23 protein-coding genes and 1 other RNA gene are annotated in these 21,150 nt (G+C 67.9%); 12 read left to right on the top strand and 12 right to left on the bottom strand.

Annotated features, from left to right (window positions below; all coding sequences use genetic code 11):
- Positions 1-59: 59 nt before the first annotated feature.
- The 5 genes from dnaJ to hrcA all read right to left on the bottom strand — a co-directional run bounded on the left by dnaJ (position 60) and on the right by hrcA (position 5,568).
- The gene (gene dnaJ, locus H149_RS0105330; protein WP_020648708.1) at positions 60-1,181 is read right to left on the bottom strand and encodes a molecular chaperone DnaJ; all 1,122 of its coding nucleotides are present in this window, start codon (positions 1,179-1,181) and stop codon (positions 60-62) included.
- Entirely contained in the window at positions 1,178-1,753 is a 576-nt protein-coding gene (locus H149_RS0105325; protein ID WP_020648707.1) for a TMEM175 family protein, read from the bottom strand. The genes dnaJ and H149_RS0105325 overlap by 4 nt, the downstream gene beginning before the upstream one ends.
- 72 nt (positions 1,754-1,825) lie before the next feature.
- Positions 1,826-3,760: a molecular chaperone DnaK gene (gene dnaK, locus H149_RS0105320; protein ID WP_020648706.1), complete on the bottom strand. Its 1,935-nt coding sequence runs from the start codon at positions 3,758-3,760 to the stop codon at positions 1,826-1,828.
- 105 nt (positions 3,761-3,865) lie between these two features.
- Positions 3,866-4,390 (bottom strand): nucleotide exchange factor GrpE, encoded by a 525-nt coding sequence (gene grpE / locus H149_RS0105315; protein ID WP_020648705.1) that lies wholly within the window; start codon positions 4,388-4,390, stop codon positions 3,866-3,868.
- 140 nt (positions 4,391-4,530) lie between these two features.
- Positions 4,531-5,568 (bottom strand): heat-inducible transcriptional repressor HrcA, encoded by a 1,038-nt coding sequence (gene hrcA, locus H149_RS0105310; RefSeq protein WP_020648704.1) that lies wholly within the window; start codon positions 5,566-5,568, stop codon positions 4,531-4,533.
- A 111-nt stretch (positions 5,569-5,679) separates the two neighbouring features.
- Here hrcA and H149_RS0105305 point away from each other — a divergent pair, with 111 nt between their 5' ends.
- Together H149_RS0105305 and recN are read left to right on the top strand one after the other, a co-directional pair.
- Positions 5,680-6,588: an NAD(+) kinase gene (locus H149_RS0105305; RefSeq protein WP_020648703.1), complete on the top strand. Its 909-nt coding sequence runs from the start codon at positions 5,680-5,682 to the stop codon at positions 6,586-6,588.
- Between the two features lie 10 nt (positions 6,589-6,598).
- Positions 6,599-8,284, top strand: coding sequence for a DNA repair protein RecN (gene recN / locus H149_RS0105300; RefSeq protein ID WP_020648702.1), 1,686 nt, complete (start codon positions 6,599-6,601; stop codon positions 8,282-8,284).
- A 63-nt stretch (positions 8,285-8,347) separates the two neighbouring features.
- Here the strand turns inward: recN and H149_RS23765 are convergent, their stop codons facing one another.
- Positions 8,348-8,719 carry a dermokine domain-containing protein gene (locus tag H149_RS23765; protein ID WP_020648701.1) on the bottom strand — a complete coding sequence of 124 codons (372 nt, stop codon included), beginning with the start codon at positions 8,717-8,719 and terminating at the stop codon, positions 8,348-8,350.
- A gap of 26 nt (positions 8,720-8,745) precedes the next feature.
- Complete coding sequence (fur, locus tag H149_RS0105290; RefSeq protein ID WP_020648700.1) at positions 8,746-9,165, bottom strand: ferric iron uptake transcriptional regulator; 420 nt, start codon at positions 9,163-9,165, stop codon at positions 8,746-8,748.
- Between the two features lie 74 nt (positions 9,166-9,239).
- On the opposite strand from fur, the gene H149_RS0105285 reads away from it, so the two are divergent.
- Positions 9,240-9,680 (top strand): outer membrane protein assembly factor BamE, encoded by a 441-nt coding sequence (locus H149_RS0105285; protein ID WP_039748091.1) that lies wholly within the window; start codon positions 9,240-9,242, stop codon positions 9,678-9,680.
- Between the two features lie 31 nt (positions 9,681-9,711).
- On the opposite strand, the gene H149_RS0105280 is transcribed toward H149_RS0105285, so the two are convergent.
- From H149_RS0105280 to H149_RS0105270, 3 genes are read right to left on the bottom strand one after another with little or no spacing between them, the layout of a single operon-like run.
- The gene (locus tag H149_RS0105280) at positions 9,712-10,005 is read right to left on the bottom strand and encodes an RnfH family protein (protein ID WP_020648698.1); all 294 of its coding nucleotides are present in this window, start codon (positions 10,003-10,005) and stop codon (positions 9,712-9,714) included.
- Positions 10,006-10,008: 3 nt separating this feature from the next.
- Entirely contained in the window at positions 10,009-10,440 is a 432-nt protein-coding gene (locus H149_RS0105275; protein ID WP_020648697.1) for a type II toxin-antitoxin system RatA family toxin, read from the bottom strand.
- 8 nt (positions 10,441-10,448) lie between these two features.
- Positions 10,449-11,834, bottom strand: coding sequence for a sodium-dependent transporter (locus H149_RS0105270; protein WP_020648696.1), 1,386 nt, complete (start codon positions 11,832-11,834; stop codon positions 10,449-10,451).
- 44 nt (positions 11,835-11,878) lie between these two features.
- Here H149_RS0105270 and smpB point away from each other — a divergent pair, with 44 nt between their 5' ends.
- Together smpB and ssrA are read left to right on the top strand one after the other, a co-directional pair.
- A complete protein-coding gene (gene smpB, locus H149_RS0105265) occupies positions 11,879-12,355 on the top strand; it encodes an SsrA-binding protein SmpB (protein WP_020648695.1) in 477 nt (158 codons plus the stop codon).
- 128 nt (positions 12,356-12,483) lie between these two features.
- Positions 12,484-12,839, top strand: a transfer-messenger RNA (tmRNA) gene (gene ssrA / locus H149_RS22555).
- A gap of 266 nt (positions 12,840-13,105) precedes the next feature.
- Here the strand turns inward: ssrA and H149_RS0105260 are convergent.
- Positions 13,106-13,897: an IclR family transcriptional regulator domain-containing protein gene (locus H149_RS0105260; RefSeq protein WP_020648694.1), complete on the bottom strand. Its 792-nt coding sequence runs from the start codon at positions 13,895-13,897 to the stop codon at positions 13,106-13,108.
- A 295-nt stretch (positions 13,898-14,192) separates the two neighbouring features.
- Between H149_RS0105260 and H149_RS0105255 the strand changes: the two genes are divergently transcribed.
- The 7 genes from H149_RS0105255 to pcaDC are packed head-to-tail and all read left to right on the top strand — an operon-like array spanning position 14,193 to position 20,620.
- Complete coding sequence (locus tag H149_RS0105255; protein ID WP_020648693.1) at positions 14,193-14,876, top strand: 3-oxoacid CoA-transferase subunit A; 684 nt, start codon at positions 14,193-14,195, stop codon at positions 14,874-14,876.
- 10 nt (positions 14,877-14,886) lie between these two features.
- Positions 14,887-15,549: a 3-oxoacid CoA-transferase subunit B gene (locus H149_RS0105250; RefSeq protein WP_039748088.1), complete on the top strand. Its 663-nt coding sequence runs from the start codon at positions 14,887-14,889 to the stop codon at positions 15,547-15,549.
- A 5-nt stretch (positions 15,550-15,554) separates the two neighbouring features.
- Positions 15,555-16,763, top strand: a complete 1,209-nt coding sequence (gene pcaF / locus H149_RS0105245) for a 3-oxoadipyl-CoA thiolase (RefSeq protein WP_026352878.1) — start codon at positions 15,555-15,557, stop codon at positions 16,761-16,763.
- 16 nt (positions 16,764-16,779) lie between these two features.
- Positions 16,780-17,496: a protocatechuate 3,4-dioxygenase subunit beta gene (pcaH, locus tag H149_RS0105240; protein ID WP_020648690.1), complete on the top strand. Its 717-nt coding sequence runs from the start codon at positions 16,780-16,782 to the stop codon at positions 17,494-17,496.
- Position 17,497: 1 nt separating this feature from the next.
- Positions 17,498-18,025, top strand: coding sequence for a protocatechuate 3,4-dioxygenase subunit alpha (gene pcaG, locus H149_RS0105235; RefSeq protein ID WP_020648689.1), 528 nt, complete (start codon positions 17,498-17,500; stop codon positions 18,023-18,025).
- Between the two features lie 25 nt (positions 18,026-18,050).
- A complete protein-coding gene (locus H149_RS0105230) occupies positions 18,051-19,412 on the top strand; it encodes a 3-carboxy-cis,cis-muconate cycloisomerase (RefSeq protein ID WP_020648688.1) in 1,362 nt (453 codons plus the stop codon).
- Positions 19,412-20,620 carry a bifunctional 3-oxoadipate enol-lactonase/4-carboxymuconolactone decarboxylase PcaDC gene (gene pcaDC, locus H149_RS23935; protein WP_020648687.1) on the top strand — a complete coding sequence of 403 codons (1,209 nt, stop codon included), beginning with the start codon at positions 19,412-19,414 and terminating at the stop codon, positions 20,618-20,620. Before H149_RS0105230 ends, pcaDC begins: the two co-directional genes overlap by 1 nt.
- A gap of 9 nt (positions 20,621-20,629) precedes the next feature.
- Here the strand turns inward: pcaDC and H149_RS23080 are convergent, their stop codons facing one another.
- A complete protein-coding gene (locus tag H149_RS23080; protein WP_154654650.1) occupies positions 20,630-21,067 on the bottom strand; it encodes a hypothetical protein in 438 nt (145 codons plus the stop codon).
- Positions 21,068-21,150 lie beyond the last annotated feature (83 nt).

Raw genomic sequence — 21,150 nt, 5'->3', positions numbered from 1 at the left:
CCCGGGCGGGGCCCGATCACGCGCCGACGCCCGCGCGGCGCGGGCGCCGGCGATGGCGCTCAGGTCGTCAGATCGTCGAAGAAGCGCTTGGCCTTGCCGAGCCAGCTCGACGTTTCCGGGTGGTGCTTGCCGCCTTCCTTGTCGAGCGTCTCGCCGAACTGGCGGAGCAGTTCCTTCTGCTGCTTGTTGAGGCGCACCGGCGTCTCGACGAAGACCGTGCAGTACAGATCGCCCGGCCCGGCCGTGCGCACCGAGCGCACGCCGCGGCCGCGCAGACGGAACTGCTTGCCGCTCTGCGAACCTTCCGGCACGTCGATCTCGACCTTGCCTTCCAGCGTCGGCACCTCGAGCGTGCCGCCGAGTGCGGCGGTGACGACCGAGATCGGCATCGAGCAATGCAGGTCGTTGCCGTCGCGCTCGAAAATCTCGTGCGGCTTGACGTTGATTTGCACGTAGAGATCGCCGCTCGGCGCGCCGGCCTCGCCCGGTTCGCCTTCGCCGGACAGGCGAATACGGTCGCCGGTATCGACGCCCGGCGGAATCTTGACCTCCAGCGTCTTCTCGCGGCGCAGCTTGCCGGCGCCGCGGCAGCTCTTGCACGGATCGCTGACGCTGGTGCCGCGGCCGCGGCAGTTCGGGCAGGTCTGCTGCAGCACGAAGAAGCCCTGCTGCACGCGCACCTGGCCGGAGCCGCGACAGGTCGGACAGGTCGGCGGCTTCTTGCCGTCGGCGGTGCCGTGGCCGTGACAGGACTCGCATTCGTCCCAGCTCGGGATGCGGATGTTCTCGGTCGAGCCGAACACCGCCTGCTCGAGCGTCAGCTCCATCATGTAGCGCAGGTCGGCACCGCGGCGCGGACCGCCGCGTCCGCCGCCGCCGCCGCCGAAGATGTCGGCGAACACATCGCCGAAGATGTCGGCGAAGCCGCCGGCGCCGGCGCCACCACCGGCGCCGCGGCTCAAGCCTTCGTGGCCGTACTGATCGTAGATCGCGCGCTTCTTCTCGTCGGAAAGGACTTCGTAAGCCTCGCTGATTTCCTTGAACTGCTCCTCGGCCGCCTTGTCGCCCGGATTGCGGTCCGGGTGGTATTTCATCGCCAGCTTGCGATAGGCCTTCTTGAGCCCGTCCTCGCTCACGGTCTTTTCGACCATGAGTACTTCGTAATAGTCGCGCTTGCTCATGCTTCCAGTCTCGACTCGATCCGGCGATCCGGCACGAGCCACATCAATGCCACAGCCACGTAGATCAGATCGGCGATCACGCGCTGATAGAACGACAGCACGATCGCGGCCAGATACAGCAGCAGCGCGATCTTGCCCTTGAAGTCACGCCCGATCGCCGCCTTGAGCACCGAGTGCTGGCCGTCGTGCCGGACGATGGCGTACTGCAGCACCGACCAGGCCAGCGCCGCCATCAGCAGCACGGCGCCGTAGAGCGCGGTCGGCAGGCTTTCGAAATGGTTCTCGCCCATCCAGGCGGTCACGAACGGGAACAGCGACAGCCAGAACAGCAGATGCAGGTTCGCCCACATCACACCGCCATTGATCGAACGGCAGGCATGCAGCAGGTGATGATGATTGTTCCAGTAGATGCCGACGTAGACAAAGCTGAGCACGTAGCTGACGAACGTCGGCCATAGCTCGCGCAGCGCGTCCAGCGTCGGTGCGTGCGGCACCTTGAGCTCCAGCACCATGATCGTGATGATGATCGCGATCACGCCGTCGCTGAATGCTTCGAGCCTTCCCTTGCCCATCGCGGTCCCCAGCAGGCCCTTCAAAGAAGAGCGCCCGGCTCGACGCCGGGCGCTCGTGGTACTGCGTGCCGCTTACTTCTTGTCCTTGACCTCGGTGAACTCGGCATCGACGACATCGCCGTCGGCCTGCGCACCGCCCGCCGCGCCCGGCGCCGCACCGGCACCTTCGCCGCCGGCCGCCGCGCCCTGCTCGGCATAGACGCGTTCCATCAGCTTGGCCGATGCCTGCGCCAGCGCCTCGGTCTTGGCCGTGATGGCATCCTTGTCGGCGCCCTTGACCGCTTCGCGGGCCGCCGACAGCGCATCCTCGATCGCCTTCTTCTCGTCGGCGCCGACCTTGTCGCCAAGATCCTTCAGCGACTTCTCGACGCCGTGGATCATCTGGTCGGCCTGGTTGCGCGCCGAGATCAGCTCGTTGAACTTCTTGTCTTCCTCGGCGTGCGCCTCGGCGTCCTTCACCATCTTCTTGATCTCGTCTTCCGTCAGACCCGAGTTGGCGGTGATGCGGATGCTCTGCTCCTTGCCGGTCGCCTTGTCCTTGGCGGTGACATGCAGGATGCCGTTGGCGTCGATGTCGAAGATGACCTCGATCTGCGGCATGCCGCGCGGCGCCGGCGCGATGCCCTGCAGATCGAAGCGACCGAGCGACTTGTTCGCCGAAGCGATCTCGCGCTCGCCCTGGAAGACCTGGATCGTCACGGCCGTCTGGTTGTCGTCGGCGGTGGTGAAGGTCTCCGACTTCTTGGTCGGGATCGTGGTGTTCTTCTCGATCAGCTTGGTCATCTTGCCGCCGAGGGTTTCGATGCCCAGCGACAGCGGCGTGACGTCGAGCAGCAGCACGTCCTTGCGCTCGCCGGTCAGCACCGCGCCCTGCACCGCGGCGCCGACGGCGACCGCCTCGTCCGGGTTGACGTCCTTGCGCGGCTCCTTGCCGAAGAAGCTCTTGACCGCATCCTGCACCTTCGGCATGCGCGTCTGGCCGCCGACGAGGATGACCTCGTCGATGTCCGACGGCTTCAGGCCGGCGTCCTTCAGCGCGGTCTTGCACGGCTCCATCGACTTGGTGATGAGGTCGTCGACCAGCGCCTCCAGCTTGGCGCGCGTCAGCTTCATGTTCAGGTGCTTGGGACCGGTCTGATCCGCCGTGATGTACGGCAGATTGATGTCGGTCTGCGTCGAGCTCGACAGCTCGATCTTGGCCTTTTCGGCCGCCTCCTTGAGGCGCTGCAGGGCGAGCGGATCCTTGTGCAGGTCGATGCCCTGCTCCTTCTGGAACTCGGCCGCGATGTATTCGATCACGCGCAGATCGAAGTCCTCACCGCCGAGGAACGTGTCGCCGTTGGTGGCGAGCACCTCGAACTGCTTCTCGCCGTCGACGTCGGCGATCTCGATGATCGAGATGTCGAAGGTGCCGCCGCCGAGGTCGTAGACCGCGATCTTCTGATCCTTCTTGCCGCCCTTGTCGAGGCCGAAGGCCAGCGCCGCCGCGGTCGGCTCGTTGATGATGCGCTTGACCTCGAGACCGGCGATGCGGCCGGCGTCCTTGGTCGCCTGGCGCTGCGAGTCGTTGAAGTAGGCCGGCACGGTGATGACCGCCTCGGTGACCTTCTCGCCGAGATAGTCCTCGGCGGTCTTCTTCATCTTCAGCAGCACCTCGGCCGACACCTGCTGCGGCGCGAGCTTCTTGCCCTTGGCCTCGACCCAGGCATCGCCGTTGTCGGCCTTGACGATCTTGAACGGCGAATGCTTGACCGCCTTCTGCACCTCGGCGTCCTCGAAGCGACGGCCGATCAGGCGCTTGACGGCGTACAGCGTGTTGTACGGGTTGGTCACCGCCTGGCGCTTGGCCGAGCGGCCGACCAGCGTCTGGCCGTCGTCGGTGTAGGCGACGATCGACGGCGTGGTGCGTTCGCCCTCGCTGTTCTCGATGACCTTGACGTTGCCGCCCTCGAGGATCGCGACGCAGCTGTTGGTCGTACCGAGGTCGATGCCGATGATTTTTGCCATGGGTGACTCCGAAATTGGTTTTGTTCCTGCCGCCTAACTGAAGGCTCGATGCAGGGTTTCAAGGGGTTTTGGTGCGTTTTCTGCGCTTTTTTGCGCTTTCGCTGTTCAGTCGGGCGCGCGCGCCACGACCACCATCGCCGGACGCAGCAGGCGTTCGTGCAGGCTGTACCCCTTCTGCATCACGTCCAGGACATGATTGGGCGGCACCGCGGCACTCGGCGCCATCGACATCGCCTGATGGAAGTCCGGATTGAACGGCTGGCCGCGCGGGTCGATCTGCTTGACGCCGTGCTTCTCGAGCACGCTCATCAGCTGGCGGTAGGTGAGCTGCAGGCCCTCGCCCATCGCCCGCGCCGGCCCGTCAGCGAGTTCGGCGGCCTTCAGGCCCAGCTCGAGACTGTCGGCGACGGCCAGCAGCTCGCCGAGCAGCTTCTCGGCCGCGTACTTGAGGTTGTTGGAGGCTTCGCGCTCGAGGCGGCGGCGGGTGTTTTCGAGGTCCGCAGCGGCGCGCAGCTGCGCGTCCTTGGCGGCGGCGGCGCGGGCTTCGGCGTCGTCGAGCTGGGCGCGCAGCGTCTCCAGCTCGTTCTGGCCGCCGGCGCCGGGGGCCGCCTGCTCGGGAGTATCCGTCATATCGCTATTCGATCTGTCTGTCGTCGGGAAAGTTGAGGCGGGTACCCAGAGCACCCGGCCGCGGAGAGAGCGGCGCATGATAGCCAGCCGGACGGCCAGCATCTAGCAAAGCCGCGCGCTCCCCGCCGCTATCTGCGGTTTCAGCCCTCGCCTTTCAAGCCGGCAGACAGCAGCCGCGCCGTCTCGCGCACGATCGGAATGATGCGGTGATAGGCCATGCGCGTCGGCCCGATCACGCCGAGCGTGCCGGCGATCTTGCCGTCCACGTAGTACGGCGCCGTGACCACGCTGCACTCGTCGAGCACGCGGTAACCGGATTCGTCGCCGATGAACAGCTGCACGCGATCGGCATTGAGGCACTGGTCGAACAGGTCGAGCAGATCGCGCTTGGCGTCGAGGGCCTCGAACAGCCCGCGCAGGCGCTGTACGTCGGCGAGCTCCTGGAAGCCCATCAGGTTCGGCCGGCCGGCGACGATGTAATCGCCGGCGCCCTGCGGCCGCAGCGCCTGCTCGGCCATGGTCGCCGCCTCGCGCAGCAGCAGGTTGACGTGCGCCTGGGCGTCGGCGGCCTCCTCGACCAGCGCCTGACGCAGACTGACGAGGTCGCGGCCGGCGAAATGCTCGTTGAGCAGGTTGGCGTAGCGCTCCAGCTCATCGGCGCCGTACGGACGCTCCGTGTAGATGATGCGGTTCTGCACTTCGTGCTGGTTGACGACCAGGATGGTCAGCACGCGATTGCCGGACAGCGGCAGGAACTCGATGCGCCGCAGCACCGCCAGATTGCGCCGCGGCATGGTGACGACACCGGCCATCCGCGACATTTCGGAGAGCAGGTTCGAGGCCGCCTGCACGAGGTCGGCCGGCGAGCGGTCGCGCGGCAGCAGCTCGCTGGCGATCAGTTCCTTCTCGTTGGCACTGAGCGACTCGGGCGACAGCAGCGCATCGACGAAATAGCGATAGCCGCGCGTGGTCGGGATGCGCCCCGCCGAGGTGTGCGGCGAGGCGACGAAGCCCAGCTCGTCGAGGTCGGCCATCACATTGCGGATCGTCGCCGGCGACAGCGCCAGGCCCGCCATCCGCGACAGCGTGCGCGAGCCGACCGGCTGCCCGTCGCGGATGTAGCGCTCCACGAGCAGCTTCAGGAGCTCGGCGGCGCGATCGTCTAGGGCTTTGGACATGGCGTAAAAATGGGGTTTTTCCGGCGCATTTTCAATAGCCTGAAGGACGATTTCCGATGGCGGCAGGGGTCATTCATGCTAACGTCCGCGGCAAATTTCCGGTTCTTCTCCATGCATCCCTTCGAGATCGTCGGCGTCATCGGCAAGCGGCGCGACCCGCAGGTCATTCCGACGCTGCGCCAGCTGATCGAGGTCCTGCGCGCGCATGGCCGCCGCATCCGCCTCGACGAGCTGACGCTGCCGGGCCTCGAACTGCCTGCGGACGTCGAGCGCCTGCCGCGCCACGAGCTGGTGCGCTGCGACCTGGTCATCGTCGTCGGCGGCGACGGCACGCTGCTGTCGGCGGCGCGCGACCTTGCCCCGGCCGGCGTGCCGCTGCTCGGCGTCAACCAGGGACGCGTCGGTTTCATGGTCGACGTGCAGCCCGGCGAGATGCACGAGGCGCTCGCCGCGATCTTCGCCGGCGATTACCTGCGCGAGCAGCGCCTGCTGCTGCAGACGCGGCTGATCCGCGACCAGAGGCGCGGCGCGGCGCGGCTCGCCGTCAACGACGTCGTCATCCGCAATCAGGCGGCGATCCGCATGCTGGAGTTCGAGACCTGGCTCGACGGCGAGTTCATCTCCCAGCACCGTGCCGACGGTTTCATCGTCGCCAGCCCGACCGGCTCGACCGCGTACGCACTGTCCGGCGGCGGACCGGTCGTGCACCCTGGCCTCGACGCGCTGACGCTGGTGCCGATCTGTCCGCACACGCTGTCCGACCGCCCGATCGTCGTCAGCAGCCGGCAGACGGTCCGCATCGCGTTGCGCGGCGATCCGGACACCGTGGCGATGTACACCTGCGACGGCCAGACCGCCGAGACGCTGCGCGCCGGCGAATCGTTCGAGGTGCGCGAAGCCGATTTCCGCCTCACGCTCGTGCACCCGAAGAACTATTCGTACTTCAACATCCTGCGCAACAAGCTGCATTGGGGGCGCGGCCCCGCCGTCGGCGGCGAACTGCGAAATAACATTAAATAAGCACGTCAAGATGCTGAAAAATTTAGCAATCCGTAATCTCGCAATCATCGATGCGGTAGATCTCGACTTCGGCAGCGGCTTCACCGTGCTGACCGGCGAGACCGGCGCCGGCAAGTCGATCCTGATCGACGCCATCGGCCTGGCGATCGGCCTGCGCGCGGACGCCGCGCTGGTCCGCACCGGCCAGGAAAAGGCCGAAATCAGCGCCAGCTTCGAGCTGGAGGCGGACAGCCCGGCGCGGCGCTGGCTCGCCGAGCACGAACTCGCCGACGCCGACGACCCGGCGCTGCTGGTGATCCGCCGCATCGTCTATGCCGAAGGCCGCACGCGCGCCTTCGTCAACGGCAACCCGGTCAACACCGGCCCGCTGCGCGAGCTCGGCGAGATGCTGATCGAAGTCTTCGGCCAGTCCGAGAGCCAGACGCTGCTGCGCGCCGAGGTGCAGCGCCAGGCGCTCGACGACTACGGCAGCAGCGCGGCGACGCTGCAGGCGGTCGCCGCCGCCGCCGCCGCCCATGCCGAAGCCGAGCGCGCGCTCGAACGCCTGCGCGGCGCCGGCAGCCGCGATCCGGCGCAGCTGGACTTCCTGAAATTCCAGATCGCCGAACTCGACGCGCTGGCGCTCGGCGACGACGAGCTCGAAATGCTCGAGGCCGAGCACCGCCAGCTTGCCCACGCCGGCCGCCTGCTCGGCGATGGCGCGCAGGTGCAGGAGCTGCTGTACGGCGGCGAGAACAGCATCTACGACCAGCTCGGCAGCGCGCAGGTCCTGCTGAGCGGACTCGAACCGCTGCACGAAGGCTTTCGCGCCGCGCGTGAAGCGACCGAGTCGGCGCTGGCGCTGGTCCGCGACGCGGCCGACAGCGCGCGCCGCGTGCTCGACAAGCTCGACCTCGATCCCGAGCGCCTCGCCGAAGTCGAGAGCCGTCTCGGCGCGATCCACGATCTGGCGCGCAAGCATCGCCTCAAGCCGGCCGAACTGCCGGCGCATCTGCAGGCGCTGCGCGCCCAGCACGACGAAGCCGCCAACGCTGCCGGCCGCGTCGAGGCGCTGGAGCGCGAGCGCGACGCCGCGCGGCGCCGCTACGACGAGGCCGCCGCCAAGCTCGGCGCCGAGCGGCGCCGCGCCGCCAAGCGCTTCGGCGACGCGGTAACCGCGATCGTGCGCACGCTGGGCATGCCGAACGCGCAGTTCCTGGTCGGCGTCGAGACCGACGCGCAGGCCGCACCGCGCGCCAGCGGTGCCGACAGCGTGCGTTTCGATTTTTCGGCCAACCCGGGCCAGCCGCCGCGCCCGCTCGCCAAGGTCGCCTCCGGCGGCGAACTGTCACGCGTGTCGCTGGCGATCCAGGTCGCCGCGCTCGCCCGGCACGGCGCGGCGACGATGATCTTCGACGAGGTCGACGCCGGCATCAGCGGCGGCGTCGCCGAGATCGTCGGCCAGCAGTTGCGGGCGCTCGGCGCGCAGCGTCAGGTCATGAGCGTCACGCACCTGGCCCAGGTTGCGGCCCAGGGCCACGCGCATTTCGCGATCCGCAAGGAAGTGCAGAAGCAGCAGACCTACACGCGGGTCACGCCGTTGCCGGCCGACGCCCGCGTCCAGGAACTGGCGCGCATGCAGGGCGGCGTCGAGATCTCACAGGCCGCGCTCGATCATGCGCGCGACCTGCTGCAGCGCGCGGCGCGCGCAAGCTGAGTCCCACAGCGGACGCGCCGCCGGGCAACGCGCCGCCGAAGGCGCTCGGCCCGGTGCGGCCCCTCAGCGCGAGTCGGCCGGGCGCGCGTTCTTGATCGCCGCACCGGCGTCCTCGACGCCGTCGCGCACCGCGTGGCCGGCGTCGCGCGCCGCCTCGCGGCTGGCGTGGCCGGCGCTTTTCGCCGCGTCGCGCGAGGCATGACCCACGGTACTGGTGGTATCGCGCGTGGCATGGCCGACCGCCTTGCCGGCGTCACGGGCGGCGTGGCCGACGCCCTTGGCGGCGTCGCGGGTGGCGTGACCGACGTCGCGCGCCGCCTCCTTCAGCTCCGCGCCGATCGATCCGGACGAGGCTTCGTCCTCCTGCCGGGCATGGGCCGGCAATGCGGCGGTGACGGTGAGCGCGACGGCGCTCAGGAACGAAAACAGACGCATGATGGCTCTCCGGACCGGGCGCCCGGTCACTGTTCCTTGCGCTCCTGGCGCTTCGGCCGCACGTAGAGCACGAGGCTGTGCTCTTCGACGACGAAGCCGTGCTTGTCGGCGATCAGCTGCTGGAGCTTCTCGATGTCTTCGCTGAAGAACTCGATCACCTCGCCGGTGTCGATGCGCACCATGTGGTCGTGATGCGGGCCGCGCTCGAGCTCGAACACCGCATGGCCGCCCTCGAAATTATGGCGGCGCACGAGGCCGGCCGCCTCGAACTGGGTCAGGACGCGGTACACGGTGGCCAGCCCGACGTCCTCATTGAGGTCGATCAGGCGTCGGTAGATGTCTTCGGCGGACAGGTGGCGAGCGTCGCTGTTCTCGAGCATCTCGAGAATCTTCAGGCGAGGCAGCGTCACCTTGAGGCCGGCGTTGCGGAGGTCGGAGGATTCCATACGGACTCTGGCGCTGGTCGGCGGGGTTTCCGCTATTATCCCTGCTCTTCTTCCCGCAGCAACCCGGCGACCCGATGCGTTTTCTTTTTCTTGCCGTGGCAGCCCTCGCGCTGTCGGCCTGTTCGATCATCTACAAGCTGCCGACCCGTCAGGGCAATGTCATCGAGCAGAAGCAGCTGGACCAGCTGAAGATCGGCATGACGCACGATCAGGTGCATTACCTGATGGGCACGCCGGTTGCTGCCAGCGCCTTCCGCCCGAACCGCTGGGACTACGTCGGCTATTACAAATCCCCGCGCGGCGAGATCACCGAGCGCGTCGTCAGCCTCTACTTCGACGGCGACGTGCTGGCCCGCATGGAAGGCATCGAAGCGAGCGGCGCGTCGAAAGCGATCGACAACCCGGACGTGCAAACCATTCTCAAGGAAGAGAAGAAGGATGCTCGCGATGCTTCGCGCGCGGCCAGCGAACGGCCGAGCGGCGTCGTCATCACGCCGCCGGGTTCGCAGCCCTAACTCGCAGCCCTAAACGGCCGCGCCGCGCGCCTCAGCGCCGGCTGCCGCGCTGCGCGCGCGTCCGCCGGACGCGCTCGCGGCGCGCCTCCTTCGGATCGGCCTGCAGCGGCCGATAGATTTCGAGCCGATCGCCGGGCTGCAGGATCTGTGTCGCCTCGACACGACGGCCAAACACGCCGAACGCCGCCGTCGCCGGATCGATCCCGGCGAAACGCTGCACGAGTCCGGATTGCGCCAGCGCCCCGGCGGCCGTCGTGCCGGGCGCCAGGTCCAGCGCCAGCAGCAGCTGCCGGTCGGGCAAGGCGTAGGCGATCTCGACCCGCAAGGGTCAGACCTTGCCGTACAGCGCTTCGGCGCGCAGGCGGAACGCCTCCATCACCGAGCCGACCGCGCGGTCGATCCACGGGCCGAGCGTCGCATCCAGCAGGCGGTTGCCGAATTCGAGCTGCAGTTGCAGCGAAACCTTGCACGCCGCCTCGTTCAGAGGCTGGAAACTCCACTGGCCCTGCAGCATGCGAAACGGCCCGTCGAGCAGGCGCATGCGGATCAGCCGCCCGCCGTCGAGCAGGTTCTCGGTCGCGAAGCTGTCGCTGAGCCCCTTGACGCGAAACCCGAGCCGCGCCCGCACCTGCTGACCTTCGGCATGCTCGACCCTGGCCGACACGCAGCCGGGCAGAAACTGCGGATAGGCCTCGACGTCACCAACCAACACGTACATGTCCTGCGCTGCGTACTTGAGCAGGCTCGAGCGTTCCAGCACGCGCAACTTCAGACTCTCCAGAGCGAGACCAGCCAGTCGAGCAGGCCGGTCGAGTAGATCAGGACCGCAATCAGGCCGATGCGCGCCGGATAACGCAGCAGCGCGAACCAGACCGGGAACAGCCATGGCCGCGACTCGCCCCACAGGCCGCGGACCAGGTCGCGCGGCATCATGCTGACCACGAACACGCAAATCAACAGCCCGTCGACCGGAGCGAACCAGCTGGCCGTCAGCCACTGCACCCACTCGAAGAAGTTGCGGCCGAACAGGCGCAGGTCCTGCAGCACGCTGAACGACAGCAGCGTGCCGAGTCCGATCGTCCAGACCAGCAGCGCCGCACAGGTCGCGGCGAACACGCGCGTCCAGCGCTGACGATCCATGAAGTAGCGGCTCAGCGGCTCGAGCATCGCCGTCGCCGAGGTCATCGTCACGATGAAGCTCATCAGGAACAGACCGGCGGCGAACAGCGAGCCGCCGAGATCGGCGCTGATCGCGCGCGGCAGCGTCTGGAACATGAGCGTGATCCCGGACGTCGGCTGCAACCCGGCACCGAGCACCACTGCCATCACCGCGAAGCCGACGAGCAGGCTGAACAGCGTGTCGATGCCGATCACCGCCAGCGCCGTGCGCCGCAGCGGCGCGTCAACCGGCAGATAGCTGCCGACGCCCATCATCACGCCCATGCCGAGGCCCAGCGTGAAGAACGCGTGATGCAGCGCCTCCATCACGCCGCGCCAGCCGAGCCGCTCGGGATGCGGCGCAAAGATCGTCTCGACCGCAGCTCCGGCGTCGCCGCGCTCGATCGCGTACCAGCAGGTCGCGACGACGATCAGCAGCGCGAACGGCACCAGTCCGCGCGAGGCGCGCTCGACGCCCTCGCGAAAGCCGTGCGAGACGACGATGCACGCGGCGAGGATGAACAAGGTGTGCCACGACAGGCTGCGCTCGGGATCCTGCGCGAGATTGAGGAAGACCTGGCTGGCCCCGTCGGCTGTCAGCTCGCCGAAGGCACCGCTCGCGGCGCGGAACGCATAGGCGAGGCTCCAGCCGGCGATGACGCTGTAATACGACAGGATCAGTCCCGCCGTCAGCAGCGCCAGACCGCCGGCGACGATCCAGAGGCGGCTCGCCTTGGCCGTCTCGGCGAGGCGCGCAAAGCCGGCGACGAGGTCGTCACGCATCCAGCGTCCGAGCATCCACTCGGCGATCAGCAGCGGCATGCCGACCAGCAGCAGGCCGGCGAGATAGACCAGCAGGAACAGCACGCCGCCGTACTCGGCCATCAAGGCCGGCAGGCGCACCGCGTTGCCGACACCGAGCATCGCGCCGACCGCGACCCAGAGGAAGGCGCGGTGCGAACTCCAGTATCCGTAGCTGCTCTCTCGAATGTGCATCAGCGTAGTCTAGCCGCCAGACGGGGCGTCTATATAATTGACAAATGAGCAAAAACGAAGACGCGGGGACGGAGCGCACGATCGCCGTCAACCGCCGGGCGCGGCACGAGTACTTCATCGAGGAGCGCTACGAGGCGGGCCTCGTCCTCAAGGGCTGGGAGGTCAAGAGCCTGCGCGCCGGCCGCGCGCAGATCGCCGAAGCCTATGTGACGCTGAAAAACGGGGAAGCCTGGCTGATCGGCGCCCATTTCACCCCGCTCAAGCAGACTTCGACGCACGAAATCGCCGACGCGACCCGCACCCGCAAGCTCCTGCTGCATGCCCGCGAGCTGGCGACGCTGATCGGCAAGGTCGAGCGCGCCGGCTTCACGCTGATTCCGCTGGATCTGCATTGGGAAAAAGGCCGCGCCAAACTCGAAGTCGGCCTCGCCAAGGGCAAGAAGCAGCACGACAAGCGCGCCGACATCAAGGAGCGGGACTGGCAGCGCCAGAAAGATCGCATCATGCGCCATTCGGCCTGAGCGGCCCGGCGGCACGACTTGCGCCGCTGCGGCCGGACTTCGGTCGATCGATCCGGCCAGAACCCGTCGCGCGAGCCTTGAAATCCACGCAGGGCGGACCCAATCACTGTTACACTGTGATCGCACACGGGGCTGACCGGTTTCGACGCTGGTAACGGAATCCGAAGTGCATGCCGAGGTGTCATGTCCTCGTAAAACTTGTGACAACCAAGCTAGTTGCGAACGACTCCAACTACGCCCTCGCCGCCTAAATCCCGGTGAGCGGTTGCCCTTCTGGTTCCGATACCGGTTGGTGCGGCCGTCGACTCTTATCGGATCGCAGTGACGTCCGCCCTTGGCCGAACTGCTAAAACCCTAAGGGGATAAGCGCAGGCGTTCCGTGTCCGTCCGGCAGCCTGCGACGAAAACCAAAGACCGGGCTAAGCATGTAGATCTGAGGGCTACGATCTGGCGGACGCGGGTTCAATTCCCGCCAGCTCCACCAATTCATAGTTTCATGAAGTGCCATAACCCCTGAGAAATCAGGGGTTTTTTATTGCCCGCAATGTCTGCTCGCGCAATGCGGCGACGCCAAGGGTGAGACACCCCTATACAGGGCCTGGGCAGCTCAGCCCCCGGCAGCGGGCCAATTTCGCGCTTATTCAGAGTCTCCTTGGGCGTGAGGGCTTTCGGCCGCAATGCCATTAAGCGAAATTGCGGGTGACGATCGGGGCCCCTCCAGGCTGACCGTGCAGACGTCGACGCGGCACTTCAGGCAGCGTGCGACAGTTCCGCCGCCGCCGCACGCAGTTCCGGCAGGAACACCTGGGTCAGTTCGCGCAGCGGCGTACGCGCGGCCTGCGTGCCGCAGTTGATGGCGGCAACAACCTCACCTTTGCGATCGTGAACCGGCACGGCAATCGAACGCAAGCCGATCTCCAGCTCCTGATCTGTCACCGCATAATCGTTGCGACGCACGCTGTGCAGGATCTGGCGCAGCTTGTCGGTTGAGGTGATGGTGCGAGCGGTGCGCGGATGAAGCACGGTGCGCTCGAGATAGTGTTCGAGGTCTGCCGGCGACAGATGCGCGAGCAGCACGCGGCCCATCGAAGTGCAATACGCCGGCAGGCGCGTACCGACATAGAGCGCGATCGACATGATGCGCGTGGTCTCGGCGCGCGCCTGGTAGTAGACCTCGCCACCGTCGAGCACAGCCAGAGAGCAAGACTCGTGCAGACGGTCGCGGCAGCGATCGAGGATGGGTTGTGCGGCAGCGGACAGGGGGCGCGACGACAGATGCGCGAAACCCAGCGTCAGCACCTTGGGACGCAGCGAATAGTGCGCATGCTCTTCGGCGACATAACCGAGCTTCTGCAAGGTGTACAGGCAACGGCGCGCGGCGGCACGCGGAATGCCGGTCGCCTGACTGACCTGCGACACGGTCAGTGAGCGCGTACGCAGATCGAAAGCCTGCAGTACGGCAAGGCCACGCGCGAGCGAGGTCATGAAGTTTGGATCGCCGTTGAAGGTATCGATCTCGGCGGCTGGCGTCACCGGCCGCATCGATACAGCGGCGATTTCTCCGCCGCCCGGTTTCGCCGCCCTGCGCACCTTCGCAACCTTTCTTTCCGCCATCTGCGCTCCCTCCCGGCGACCGTCCTGACGTCTGCCGCTATGTCCGATTATCGCACCATATTTCGATAACCGGTCTTGAGCATAGCGTATTCGGGGGCGTACCTTGCCCACCACCATCAGAACGGCATTCATCCGTCGCAAGGAGCAAGTAGATGGCCATCCGTACCCAGATCCTGCACGCAGGTCTGCCGCGGCGCGCGGCGCACACGCCGGGGCTGGGCTCGTGATCGACAAGAGCATCGCCGCCGTCGAAGCCGCCGTCGCCGACGTCTTCGACGGTGCGCGCATCATGATCGGCGGCTTCGGCACCGCCGGCATGCCGGATCGGCTGATCGATGCGCTGATCGCGCATGGCGCGAAAGACCTGACGATCATCAACAACAACGCCGGCAACGGCGAGACCGGTCTGGCGGCGCTGCTCAAAGCGCGGCGCGTACGCAAGATCGTCTGTTCGTTTCCGCGCCAGACCGACTCGCATCATTTCGATGCCCTGTATCGCGCCGGCGAGATCGAACTCGAACTGGTTCCGCAGGGCAATCTCGCCGCGCGCATCCAGGCCGCCGGCGCCGGCCTCGGCGCGATCTTCACCCCGACCGGCTACGGTACCCTGCTTGCCGACGGCAAGGAAACGCGCGAGATCGCCGGCCGGCATTACGTGCTCGAATACCCCTTGCACGCCGATTTCGCGCTGATCAAGGCGCACCGCGGCGACCGCTGGGGCAACCTCGTCTATCGCAAGACCGCGCGCAATTTCGGGCCGATCATGGCGATGGCGGCCAAGTGCACGATCGCCCAGGTCGGCGAGGTCGTGCCGCTCGGCGCACTCGATCCGGAAGCGGTCGTCACGCCCGGCATCTTCGTGCAGCGCGTCGTCGCCACCGGCGATGCGCGGCGCGCCGCCGCCTAAGGAGCGAAGCATGAACAGGCTCGATCGCGAACAGATGGCGGCACGCGTCGCCCGCGACATTCCGGAAGGCGCCTATGTGAATCTTGGCATCGGCTTGCCGACGACCGTCGCCAACTTCCTGCCGGCCGACAAGGAAATTTTTCTGCAGAGCGAGAACGGCCTGCTCGGCATGGGTCCCGCGCCTGCGAAGGGCGACGAAGATCCGGAGCTGATCAATGCCGGCAAACAGCCGGTCACCTTGCTCGCCGGCGGCTGCTATTTCCATCACGGCGACTCGTTCGCAATGATGCGCGGCGGCCACCTCGACATTTGCGTGCTCGGCGCGTTCCAGGTCTCGGAGCGCGGCGATCTCGCCAACTGGCACACCGGCGCCGCGGATGCGATTCCGGCCGTCGGCGGCGCGATGGACCTGGCGATCGGCGCCAAGCAGGTCTTCGTGATGATGGAGCTGCTGAACAAATCCGGCGACAGCAAGCTGGTCGCCGAATGCACGTATCCGCTGACCGGCCTGCGCTGCGTGTCGCGCGTCTACACCGATCTCGCGGTCTTCGATCTCGGGCCGGACGGCGCCAGCGTCATCGAGATGGTCGACGGCCTGTCGCTCGAAGCGTTGCGCAAGCTGACCGGCCTCGTCCTGCGCGACGGCCGCGCGAGCGTCTGCATCCCGGAGTGATGGCGATGAGCGATGCCTATATCTGCGATGCGGTGCGTACCCCGATCGGCCGCTACGGCGGCGTGCTCGCCGGTTTACGTGCCGACGATCTCGGCGCGCTGCCGCTGCAGGCCCTGCTCGCGCGCAATCCCGGACTGGACCCGGCCGCGATCGAGGACGTGTTCTACGGCTGCGCCAATCAGTCCGGCGAGGACAACCGCAACGTCGCACGCATGAGCGCCCTGCTCGCCGGCCTGCCGGTGACGGTGCCCGGCGTGACCCTGAACCGCCTCTGCGCGTCCGGCCTCGAAGCGGTCGCCGCCGCGGCGCGGGCGATCCGGGCCGGCGACATGCAGCTGGCGATTGCCGGCGGCGTCGAATCGATGACCCGTGCCCCCTACGTCATCGGCAAGGCCGACGGTCCGTTCGGCCGCGGCCAGACGATGGAAGACACGACGATGGGCTGGCGCTTCATCAATCCGAAAATGAAGGCGCGCTACGGCGTCGAAACGATGCCGCAGACCGGCGAGAACGTCGCCAGCGACTTCGGCATTTCACGCGCCGACCAGGACGCTTTCGCACTGCGCAGCCAGCAGCGTGCCGCTGCCGCGCAGGCGAACGGCTACTTCGCCGAGGAGATCGTCGGCGTCGACGTTCCGGGCCGCAGGAAAGGCGAAAGCGTGCGTGTCGAGCGCGACGAGCATCCGCGCGCCGACACCACGCTCGATACGCTCGCCCGGCTGAAACCCATGTTCGGTCCCGAGGCGACCGTGACCGCCGGCAACGCCTCCGGCATCAACGACGGCGCAGCGGCGCTGATCGTTGCCAGCGAGGCTGCCGCCCGGCGTTACGGCCTGAAGCCGCGTGCCCGCATCCTCGGCGCCGCCAGCGCCGGGGTCGAGCCGCGCGTGATGGGCATCGGCCCGGTGCCGGCGACCCGCAAGCTGCTGGCGTCGCTGCAGCTGTCGATCGACGCCTTCGACGCGATCGAGCTCAACGAAGCCTTCGCCAGCCAGTCGCTCGCCGTGTTGCGCGAACTCGGCCTCGCCGACGACGCCGCGCACGTCAACGCCAACGGCGGCGCGATCGCGCTCGGCCATCCGCTCGGCATGAGCGGCGCGCGCCTCGCGCTGACGCTGGTTCATCATTTGGAGAAGACCGGCGGCCGCCGCGGTCTGGCGACGCTGTGCATCGGCGTCGGTCAGGGCCTGGCGCTGGCCGTCGAACGCGTCTGAATCATCGGAGAACCCCATGTCGCAAGAGCAGGACGAAGTGCGCGGCTACCGCAAGCCGTTCTGGAACACGCAGCCGGATTACATCTTCGAGCCGTATGCGTCGACCGTGCAGCGCGGGCCGACGCAGGCCCCGATCCGGATGCCGAGCACGCTGTCCGAGGTGAGCGGCCCGCGCTTCTCGCGCGACATCCTCGGCAGCGCCGAGGATGATCTGACGGCCGGCAACGGCGGCTCGCCGCAGGGCGAACGCATCATCGTCAGCGGCCGCGTCCTCGACGAGAACGGCCGCCCGGTGCGCAACACGCTGGTCGAGGTCTGGCAGGCCAACGCCGCCGGCCGCTACCAGCACGCGCGCGACGTGCACGACGCGCCGCTCGACCCGCACTTTTCCGGCGAAGGCCGCGTCTTCACCGACGAACATGGCCGCTACCGGTTCAAGACCATCAAGCCGGGAGCGTATCCCTGGCGCAACCACTACAACGCCTGGCGTCCCGCGCACATCCACTTCTCGCTGTTCGGCGAAGCGTTCGCGCAGCGCCTGGTGACGCAAATGTATTTTCCCGGCGATCCGCTGCTGGAGATCGATCCGATCTACCGCGCGACCGCCGATGAGCACGCGCGCCGCCGCCTCGTCTCGACGCTCGACTGGGAGAACTGCGCATCGGAATACGCGCTCGCCTACCGTTTCGACATCGTCCTGCGCGGCCGCCTCGAAACGCCGTGGGAGCAATGAAATGAGCTTTCAGCAATCCGCATCGCAGACCGTCGGTCCGTACTTCATCATCGGCCTGCGCAACGGCCTGAAGACCGATCTCGCCGGCGACGCGGCCGATGCCGTGGTGATCCGCGGCCAGGTGTTCGACGGTCTCGGCGCGCCGGTGCCCGACGGCGTTCTCGAATTCTGGCAGGCCGATGCGCAGGGCCGCTATGCCGAAAACGGCGACTGGGGTTTCGCGCGCGTGCCGCTCGACGCCGACGGCCGCTTCGAGCTTCGTACCGTCAGGCCGGGCGTCGTGGCCGGACCGCACGGTGCGCCGCAGGCCCCGCATTTGCTGGTCAACGTCTTCATGCGCGGACTGCTGAAGCAGGCTTGCACCAGAATCTATTTCGACGACGAGCCGCGCAACGCGCAGGACCCGATCCTGGCGCTGGTCCCGAGCGAACGCAGATCGACGCTGCTGGCGGTGCGCAGCGGCGACGGTGCGTATCGCTGGGACGTGCACATGCAGGGCGCCCGCGAAACGGCTTTCCTGAGCTACTGAGCGGAGCCTTGGCCATAATCGGCGCATGAGCACGATCGATTCCTCGCCGCTGCTGGAGCGCCTGTTCTCGGACGAGGCGCAGCTGCACGCTTTCTCGGACCAGCAGCGCGTCGCCGCCATGCTGCGCTTCGAGGCCGCGCTGGCACGGGCGCTGGCGCGCTGCGGGCTGATCCCGGACACGGCCGTGCCGCTGATCGAGGCGCAGTGCAGCGCCGAGCGCTACGACTTCGCCGCGCTCGGCGCCGCCGCGCGGCAGGCCGGCAACCTCGCGATCCCGCTGGTCAAGGCCCTGACCGAGCGCGTCCGCCAGCAGGACGCCGAGGCCTCGCGCTGGGTGCACTGGGGTGCCACCAGCCAGGACGTGATCGATACCGGGCTGATCCTGCAATTGCGAGACGCCTGGACGCCGATCGAATCGGCCTTGACGCAGGCGATCGACGCCACGGCGGTGCTGACCGAACGGCACCGCGACACGGTCATGGCCGGACGTACCTGGCTGCAGCAGGCGGTGCCGATCAGCTTCGGGCTGAAGACGGCCGGCTGGCTGGATGCGCTGCTGCGCCATCGCCAGCGCTTGCGGCAGCTGCCGGCGCGCCTGTTCGTGCTGCAGTTCGGCGGCGCCGCCGGCACGCTGGCGTCGCTCGGCCCTGCGGCCGACACCGTGAGCACAGCGCTGGCCGCGGAACTGCAACTGGCACGGCCGGACCTGCCCTGGCACGCGCACCGCGACCGCCTGGTCGAAGCCGGCGCGCTGCTCGGCCTGCTGACCGGCACGCTCGGCAAGATCGCGCGCGACCTGTCGCTGATGATGCAGACGGAAATCGGCGAGGTCTGCGAACCCGCGGCGCCCGGCCGCGGCGGCTCTTCGGCGATGCCGCACAAACGCAATCCGGTCGGCTGCTCGATCGCCCTCGCCGCCGCGACGCGCGTGCCGCAGCTGCTCGCCACGCTTTACGCCGCGATGCCGCAGGAGCATGAACGCGGGCTCGGCAACTGGCCGGCGGAATGGGCCACGCTGCCGGAGATCGTCCGGCTTTGCGGCGGAGCGCTGGCGGCCATGGACGAGGTGCTGCGCGGCCTCGAGGTCGACACGGCGCGCATGCGCGAGAACCTCGACGCCAGCCTGGGCCTGCCGTACGCGGAACGCGTGTCGATGCAACTGGCCGCCACGCTCGGCAAGGAACGCGCGCATCATCTGGTGGAACAGGCAGCCAGACGGGCCGCCGCGGCGCGACGCCCGCTGCGCGACGAGCTCTGCGCCGACGCCGTGGTCAGCGGCGTGCTCACCGCCGAGACCCTGGACGCACTGTTCGAACCGCGCGCGGCGCTGGGCGAAAGCGCGAACTTCATCGCGCACGTGCTGGCGCGATACCACGAGAGGAACTGATGCCCCATCTGCTCGCCAACGGCATCCGCCTGCACTATCGCCTCGACGGACCTGAAGACGCCCCCGTCCTGGTGCTCTCCAACTCGCTCGGCACCACGCTGTCGATGTGGGACGCGCAGATGCCGGCACTGGCCCGGCACTTTCGCGTCCTGCGCTACGACCTGCGCGGGCACGGCGCCTCCGATGCACCGGCCGGCGATTACAGCATCGAGCAACTGGGCCGCGATGTGCTCGGCCTGCTCGACGCGCTCGGTCTGCAGCGCGTGCATTTCTGCGGCCTGTCGATCGGCGGCCTCACCGGCCAGTGGCTGGGCCTGCACGCGCCGCAGCGCCTGCTGCGCCTGATCGTCTGCAACACCGCCGCCAAGATCGGCACCGCCGACGGATGGAATGCGCGCATCGCGCAAGTGCGGAGCAGCGGCATGGCCGACGTCGCCACCGGCGCCGTCGCGCGCTGGTTCACGCCGGCGTTCGTCGCACGAGAGCCCGAGGCGGTCGCGGCCGTGCACGCGCAGCTGCTGCAGACGCCGCCCGAAGGCTATGTCGGCGGTTGCGCCGCCGTGCGCGACGCCGACTTTCGCGGCGCGCTGGCGACGCTGAGGGTTCCGCTGCTGGTGATCGCCGGCCGCCAGGACCCGGTCACCAGCGTCGCCGACGGACGGGCGATCGCCGCCACCGCGGCCGACGGCCGGCTGGTCGAACTGTCCGCCGCCCATCTGTCCAACATCGAGGCCCGAGCCTCCTTCGATGCCGCCGTGCTGGGCTTTCTCGGCGTCGACTGCGTGCAGCATCTGCACGAGGACGAGCGCTACGCCATCGGCCTGCAGCGTCGCCGCGAAGTGCTCGGCGACGCGCATGTCGATCGCGCCTTGCGCAGAACCGACGCGCTGAACGCCGAGTTCCAGGACTACATCACGCGCAATGCCTGGGGCGCGGTGTGGACGCGCGGCGGCTTGCCGGGCCATACGCGCTCGCTGCTGACGATCGCCATGCTGCTCGCGCTCGGCCACGACGGCGAGCTGAAGCTCCACCTCGGCGCGGCCCGCAACAACGGCGTGACCCGCGACGAGATCAAGGAACTGCTGCTGCAGGCGGCGATCTATTGCGGCGTGCCCGCCGCCAACCACGCGTTTGCCCTCGCCGCCGAAGTCTTCGCCGCACAGGATGCCGAGGCCGGCGTTTCAGGCCGGGATTTTCCTCCGGACTGAGGACAGTACTCACGCAGAGAGCATACGTCGCTTGCCGTGCAACAACATGCCGAACGTGCGCGAGCGGCTTTGCGCGCCGCGCTCGCTCCGGTAAGCTAGCCCTCGATGAGAGCTTTTCTTGCCAACCGTCCCTTGTTCGCAGCCTTGCTGTGCTGCCTGCTGCTGCTCCGGCTCGGTGAGGCGCATCTGCATCTCTGCTTCGACGGCCAGGAAGCCTCGGCGTCCGTACATTTCGTCGATGTCGGCATCGAACATCCGCTGACCGAGATCGGCGCGGAGCACCGGGACCGCAACATCGAGATCGGCCCCGGCGAAGGAGCAAAACCGGCCGGTTTCGACTTCGATGTCCCGCCGCTGCTGCTGCTCGCGATTCTGCTGTTTCCGCAGTTCGTATCCGCCGGCCGGCCGTGGCGCCGCGCCCCGGTCGAGGCCGCTGCCCGCAGGCATCGGCTACGGCATCCTCCAACCCGCGGTCCACCTCTGACGGCACGCGCCTGACGTCCGTCCGCGCCCGACCTCCGGTCGAGCGC

The sequence above is a fragment of the Solimonas variicoloris DSM 15731 genome, assembly GCF_000382285.1.
In the GTDB taxonomy this organism is placed as follows: Bacteria; Pseudomonadota; Gammaproteobacteria; order Nevskiales; family Nevskiaceae; genus Solimonas; species Solimonas variicoloris.
This window is presented reverse-complemented; position numbering and strand designations above follow the sequence as displayed.